The sequence below is a fragment of the Streptomyces prasinopilosus genome (genome assembly GCF_001419695.1).
In the GTDB taxonomy this organism is placed as follows: domain Bacteria; phylum Actinomycetota; class Actinomycetes; order Streptomycetales; family Streptomycetaceae; genus Streptomyces; species Streptomyces prasinopilosus.
On the sequence record NZ_LIRG01000570.1, the window covers coordinates 1 to 5788 of the forward strand.

Annotated in this window: 6 protein-coding genes; 1 reads left to right on the forward strand and 5 read right to left on the reverse strand. The window is 74.7% G+C overall.

The features are described 5' to 3' along the window. The coding region (locus AOK18_RS22295; protein WP_055695496.1) for a hypothetical protein at positions 1-433 on the reverse strand (433 nt) is incomplete at its 3' end. A 280-nt stretch (positions 434-713) separates the two neighbouring features. Between AOK18_RS22295 and AOK18_RS22300 the strand changes: the two genes are divergently transcribed. Next, positions 714-1235, forward strand: coding sequence for a hypothetical protein (locus tag AOK18_RS22300; protein ID WP_055695497.1), 522 nt, complete (start codon positions 714-716; stop codon positions 1233-1235). Positions 1236-1294: 59 nt separating this feature from the next. On the opposite strand, the gene pgm is transcribed toward AOK18_RS22300, so the two are convergent. The 4 genes from pgm to AOK18_RS22320 all read right to left on the reverse strand — a co-directional run. Next, positions 1295-2935 carry a phosphoglucomutase (alpha-D-glucose-1,6-bisphosphate-dependent) gene (pgm, locus tag AOK18_RS22305; RefSeq protein WP_055574387.1) on the reverse strand — a complete coding sequence of 547 codons (1641 nt, stop codon included), beginning with the start codon at positions 2933-2935 and terminating at the stop codon, positions 1295-1297. A gap of 107 nt (positions 2936-3042) precedes the next feature. After that, positions 3043-3471 carry a hypothetical protein gene (locus AOK18_RS22310; RefSeq protein WP_055695498.1) on the reverse strand — a complete coding sequence of 143 codons (429 nt, stop codon included), beginning with the start codon at positions 3469-3471 and terminating at the stop codon, positions 3043-3045. Between the two features lie 17 nt (positions 3472-3488). Further along, entirely contained in the window at positions 3489-4376 is an 888-nt protein-coding gene (locus AOK18_RS22315; RefSeq protein ID WP_055695500.1) for an STM4011 family radical SAM protein, read from the reverse strand. A 70-nt stretch (positions 4377-4446) separates the two neighbouring features. Next, on the reverse strand, positions 4447-5788 hold a 1342-nt coding region (locus AOK18_RS22320; protein ID WP_055695499.1), incomplete at its 5' end, for an STM4012 family radical SAM protein.

The following is a 5788-nucleotide window of genomic DNA, read 5'->3' on the forward strand; positions in this document are numbered from 1 at the left end:
CCTCTTGGGGCCGGCCGGCCGGGGGCGCCACCGTGTCCGGCGGCCCGATCCGCATGCCGGGGCGCCGGCGGTGCACGGTGAGATAGGTCAGTCCTTGCCCGCCGGCGGCGAGCGAGCGGGTGGAGCCGTGCGGAAGCCAGGTCAGGACGCCCGCGCGCAGGGGCCGCGTCCCGTCGGGCGCGGTCAGGGAGCCCTCGCCGGCCAGGACGAGGAGGAGGACGTCGAGGTCGGGCTCGCGGTGGGTGTCGACCTGCCGGCCGGGCGGGATGCGCACGACGTTGGCGTCGAGTTGCCGGCCGGACTCCGCGAGCCGCCACAGGGCGCCGGCCGGCGCGTCCGCGAGCGCCGCCAGTGCGGCCGTGTCGCACAGCACCCGGGGCAGCGGCCCGTCGTCCCCGCGTCCGGTGGTGGCGTCGCCGTCGTCTGCCGTCATCGGGTGTCACCGTCCTGTGCGTCCTGCGTGCGGAACCTCTCAAATAGGAATCTAACATGCATATTTGAGGCTCGGTCGTCCGCTCCGGTGCGGCGATCGTGCCGGGGCGCCGCGGCGGGCGGACAGGACCGCCGGCATCGGGGATCCGGACCCGAGAAGCAGCGGTCGGCTACCCCTGGCCCGAAGTTTTCCCCCTGTGGGATGATCCTGCCCGGGGTCCTGGTGCGAGTGAGCCGAGGTGTGTGCGACGGGCTCCCTCACCGGAGAGGAACGAACGGACGTGACCGCGCAGCGACCTGACGGCGAGACGCCGGAGGACAGGGACAGGACGCCGTCGGTGCCGGACGAGGTCTGGCAGCGGTTCCTCACGGACAGCGAACGCGCCATTCGCGCCACCGCCCCCGTCGAACCGTCCGCCCTGCAGCGGGCGTCGGGGTGGCGGCCGGGGCCCGTCGGCACGGACGCGCTCGACCGCACGGAGGGTCAGGCCGCCGACCTCACGGGCGCCGTCGGTGACCTGTGGCATCCCGACGACCCGTGGGAGGGCCCGTCGTGGCGGAACCTGGACGGGCGGGCCAGGGTCCGCCGGGTCTGCCGGGTCGTCGGCACGGCCGCCGCGATCGCGCTGGTCCTGGGTGCCTGGTCCCAGCTGTCCACCGGTGCGGCCGGCCCCGGTCAGGGGCCCGCCGACACGGTGCTGCAGCAGTCGGAGGAGGTCCCCGCGGAGCTGCCGACGGCGACGTCCGCCCCGTCCGGCCCCGCCTCGCCGTCCCCGGCCACCTCGGCGGTGCAGGCGGGCTGAGGCACCGCCGGGCCCGGCCGCCGGGCTTGTCGCCCGGCGGCCGGGCGGCGCGGAACCGGTCAGCCGCCCAGTGCCGACAGCACCACCGTCCTGGCCTCCTCCTGCACGCGGCGGAGGTGGTCGGGGCCCTGGAAGGACTCGGCGTAGATCTTGTACACGTCCTCGGTGCCCGAGGGGCGGGCCGCGAACCAGGCGCTGTCCGTGGTCACCTTGATGCCGCCGATGGGCGCGCCGTTGCCGGGGGCCTCGGTGAGCACCGCGGTGACCGCCTCCCCCGCGAGGGTGTCGGCGGTGACCTGCGCGGGAGAGAGCTTCGCCAGGCGGGCCTTCTCCTCCCGGGTCGCCGGGGCGTCGATCCGTTCGTAGGCGGGCTCGCCGAAGCGGGCGGTGAGCGCGGCGTAGTGCTCGGAGGGCGTCTTCCCGGTGACCGCGGTGATCTCGGAGGCGAGCAGGGCGAGGAGGATGCCGTCCTTGTCCGTGGTCCACACCGAGCCGTCGCGGCGCAGGAAGGAGGCCCCGGCCGACTCCTCGCCGCCGAAGCCGAGGGTGCCGCCGGCCAGCCCGTCGACGAACCACTTGAAGCCGACGGGCACCTCGACCAGTTCGCGCTTCAGGTCGGCGGCGACCCGGTCGATCATCGCGGAGGACACCAGCGTCTTGCCGACGCCGGCCCCGGCGGGCCACCGCTCGCGGTGCGCGTAGAGGTACTGGATGGCCGTGGCGAGGTAGTGGTTCGGGTTCATCAGGCCGCCGTCCGGGGTCACGATGCCGTGCCGGTCGGCGTCCGCGTCGTTGCCGGTGGCGATGTCGAAGCGGTCCCGCCGCTCGATGAGGGACGCCATGGCGTGCGGGGACGAGCAGTCCATGCGGATCCTGCCGTCCCAGTCCAGGGTCATGAACCGCCAGGTGGGATCGGTGAGGGGGTTGACCACCGTGAGGTCGATCCCGTGCTGTTCGGCGATCCGGCCCCAGTAGGCGACGGAGGCCCCGCCCAGCGGGTCGGCCCCGATGCGGACGCCCGCCGCGCGGATCGCCTCCAGGTCCAGCACGCTCGGCAGGTCGGCGACGTAGGTGCCGAGGAAGTCGTGGCGGCCGGTGCCGGGGGCGGCGAGGGCGCGGGCGTAGGGGATGCGCCGGACGTCCTTGAGGCCGCCCCGGATGAGGGCGTTGGCCCGGTCCTGGATCCAGCCGGTCGCCTCCGAGCCCGCGGGGCCGCCGCTGGGCGGGTTGTACTTGAAGCCGCCGTCGGCGGGCGGGTTGTGGGACGGGGTGACGACGACGCCGTCCGCGAGGCCGGCGGTGCGGCCCCGGTTGTGGGTGAGGATCGCGTGCGAGACCGCGGGGGTCGGCGTGTAGCCGTCGGCGCTGTCGATGAGCACCGTGACCCCGTTGGCCGCGAACACCTCCAGGGCGGTGACCCGCGCGGGCTCGGACAGCGCGTGGGTGTCGGCGCCCAGGAAGAGCGGTCCGTCGGTGCCCCGGCCGGCGCGGTACTCGCAGATGGCCTGGCTGGTCGCGGCGATGTGGTCCTCGTTGAACGCGCCCGCCAGGGACGATCCCCGGTGCCCCGACGTCCCGAACGCGACACGCTGTCCCGCGTCCTGGGGGTCCGGGTGCACCGCGTAGTACGCCGTGACCAGCCGAGCGACGTCGACGAGATCCTCGGGGCGGGCCGGGCCGCCCGCTCGCTCGTGCTGCATGTGCCCACTCCTTGGCAGGGATTGATTCTGCGCTTGCGGACACATCCTTCCTCGTCGAGGCCGCGTCGCGCGAGTGGAGCCGCCCGGCCCCGGACCCCGGCCCCAGGTCAGATGCGTCCGCCGGTCATCCGCGTGAGAGGACCGTGGCTGTGGCGTTCCGCGCGGCGTCCCACCGCGTAGGACGCGGCGCTCAGCACGGTCAGGCCCGCCCCGACGCCGGCGGCGACGAGCTTGCGGTTGGTGAGGACCGTCCAGGCGGTCACCGCGGTCGCGGCGACCTGGCCCGAGGTGGCGACGATCGCCTTGCGGCTCGCCTCGACGCCCTTGGCCGCGCTCTGCACGGCACCGTTCGCCACTCCGGCCGCGCGCTCGGCGCCCGACTTGGCCGCCGACGCCGCGTCACCCGCCTTGGCGGCGGCGCCGCCGGCGGCGCGCTCCGCGGGAGCGGTCGCCTTCTCCGTGGCGTTGCGGGCCTTGGACGCGGCGGTCCGGGTGGAGGTGCTCTTCTGATTCGCGCTCTTGTTCTGTTCGCTCATGGACACCGAATTGCCGCTCAACTCCTCGGCAAACCCGCCCCTTCGCGGAAGTCCCGCCGCGCGGACGGCACCGGGATGCGTTCCAGGACACCGCCCGCGAACACGTCGTACAGCGGCAGTGTCTCCAGGTGGACATAACCGATGTGGCAGTCGCACCGGGCGAGGGGGCAGGCCCGCGGCCGCAGGGCGGCCCGGTAGCTGCCGTCGTAGAGGTTGCCCAGCTCCTCGGGGACGAAGTGGCAGCGGCGGACCGTGCCCTCCCCGTCGACGGAGATCACGGACTCCCCGGTGCGGCAGGGCGCGCCCGCGCTGGCGTGGGGGCGGCGGCTGTAGGGGAAGAGCGGGTCCAGCGCGGTCCACACCTCGGCCTCCGCGTCGTCGTAGGCGTGGCCCTCCGCGGCGTTGACCCACAGGTACACCTGGTCCGGCAGTTCCGCGCGCAGCCGCCGGGCCGCTTCCAGGTGCTCGGGCAGGCCGACGATGCCGACGCTGAACCGGACGCCGAGGCGGGCCAGTTCACGGCACTTGGCCGAGAAGCGGTCGTACGGGGTCTGCCCCGGATGGTAGGTGCACCACAGGGCGAGGGTGTCGAGGTCGGCGCCGGCGAGCCAGTCGGTGCGGCAGCTGAGGTTGGTCTGGACGGCGACCCGCCGGACGTGCGGCCGGTGGGAGAGTTCCGTCAGGGCGCGCCGGTACCAGGAGCGGACCAGGGCCTCCCCCCAGGGGGTGAAGAGGAGGGAGAGGCGGTCGCCGGTCTGCTCGGTGGCCCAGTGGGTGAACCGCTCCAGGGCGGCGCGGTCGGCCCGCAGCTGCTCCCGGCTGTCGCGGCGCTTGGCGAAGGGGCAGTACGGGCAGTCGTAGTCGCACGAGGCGAGCGGGCCCCGGTAGAGCACGGTCAGGTCCATGGGGCCGGCCGGGGAGCCGGGCACGGGACCGGTCACAGGAGGGTTCGCGGGGCGGTTCACGGGGCGGTCCTCACTTCCGCTCGTAGGCGGCCATGGCGGCCCGGACGGCCGGGGAGAACAGCTCCGGGCCGATGGCGTCGGAGTGGGCGAGCCCCTCCGGGGTCAGCCGCAGCGACGGGGCGTGCGCGCCGTCGTCCGCCAGCCAGCCGCGCTCGGCGAACCGGGACAGTTCGGTGCCGAAGTCGTCCTGGGGCGTGCTGCCGAACCGGGCCCGGTAGCCGGCGGTGTCGAAGCCGTCCGCCTGGAGCAGTGACTGGATGAGGTGCCGGCGGCGGGCCTCGCCGGTGTCGACGGCCCTGCCGTACTCGGCGTGGGCGAAGTCGGCGGCCGGGCGGGAGACGTAGTCGTCGATGATGCCGCGGATCTCGTGCATGCCGACGGCGTAGTCGAAGGAATAGTGCAGGCCCGCGGTGTACGAGCGGGCGCCGCAGCCGAGGCCGATCATGCCGTCGGTCTGGCAGGCGTAGTCGTCGGCGCCCTGCGGCGGGGCGTCGGCCCGGCGGAACATGCGCATGGACTGCTGGGTGTAGCCGCGGGCGAGGAGGTGGTCGCGGCCCAGCCGGTACAGGCGCAGCCGCTGCTCGTCCCAGGCCGGGTCGGTGTCCGGCACACGGCGGCCGAGGCCGGTCAGGGGGCGTATGTAGAGCGGGTAGAGGTAGAGCTCCTCGGGGCGCCAGGCCAGGGCGGCGTCCAGGGAGCGCAGCCAGGTCCGCTCGGTCTGGCCGTCGATGCCGTAGATCAGGTCGATGTTGAGGACGGGGATCCGGGCGTCGCGGACGCGGCCGAGGGCCGCCTCGACGTCGGCGCGGCGCTGCGGCCGTACGGCGGCGCGGGCCTCGGTGTCGTCGAAGCTCTGGACGCCGAGGCTGAGGCGGGTGGCACCGCGTGCGGCGAGGACCTCCAGCCGGTCGGCGGTGGCCGTGGCCGGTGAGGCCTCCACGGACAGGGGGACGGCGCGCAGGTCGGCGCCCATGCGGTGCTCGGCGATGTCGCAGAGGCGCTCGAGTTCGGCGGCGGTGAGGAAGGTGGGGGTGCCCCCGCCGAAGGCCGCCGTGGCGAAGCGCACGCCGTCCTGCTCGCCCAGGGCCTCCCGCACGGCACCCGCCTGCCGGTCCAGGGCGTCCAGGTAGGCGCCGGTGAGGCCGTCCGGGGCGCCGATGCGGGTGAAGAGGTTGCAGAAGCCGCAGCGGACCTCGCAGAACGGGACGTGGAGGTAGAGGGAGAGGGCGTCCTTGGGTTCGCCGGCCCACAGGTCGCGCAGGAGCGGGCGTTCGGGGAGCCGCCGGTAGGCGGTCTTGTGCGGGTAGGCGTAGACGTAGCTCTGGTAGGGGCTCGCCGGGGGCGTGCCGCTC

What these genes read in the sequence shown, in the direction of transcription:
- pgm (WP_055574387.1), bottom strand. Translation starts at nt 2,935, where the DNA reads ATGCAGCACGAGCGAGCGGGCGGCCCGGCCCGCCCCGAGGATCTCGTC.
- AOK18_RS22310 (WP_055695498.1), bottom strand. Translation starts at nt 3,471, where the DNA reads ATGAGCGAACAGAACAAGAGCGCGAATCAGAAGAGCACCTCCACCCGG.
- AOK18_RS22315 (WP_055695500.1), bottom strand. Translation starts at nt 4,376, where the DNA reads ATGGACCTGACCGTGCTCTACCGGGGCCCGCTCGCCTCGTGCGACTAC.